Origin of the sequence: Actinoplanes awajinensis subsp. mycoplanecinus (assembly GCF_001509495.1) — a bacterium.
GTDB lineage: Bacteria > Actinomycetota > Actinomycetes > Mycobacteriales > Micromonosporaceae > Actinoplanes > Actinoplanes palleronii.
Genome location: NZ_LLZH01000269.1, coordinates 1 through 211 on the forward strand (window position 1 = coordinate 1; position 211 = coordinate 211).

Annotated in this window: 1 pseudogene; it reads left to right on the forward strand. The window is 59.2% G+C overall.

Annotated features, from left to right (window positions below):
* Nucleotides 1–89 (forward strand): annotated as a pseudogene (locus ADL15_RS53235) (IS5/IS1182 family transposase); the annotation flags it as partial.
* Between the last annotated feature and the right edge of the window lie 122 nt (nt 90–211).

The following is a 211-nucleotide window of genomic DNA, read 5'->3' on the forward strand; positions in this document are numbered from 1 at the left end:
AGCTGCGCTGTTGCCCTCGCCGCGCCACCGCGATCGTGCAGGCCATCCTCGTTCTGCACCACGTCGAAGCCAACCGCTACGCAGGATGAAAAAGGCTCAATGGCGTGATTAGTACTCCAGCAGGAGATCCGTTCTGACCTGTTGTGACGGTGTGGGTTTGTCCGTGGACAGCAAGCAGCCACCGTCAAGTCTCAGCGGTTGTGTGGACTAC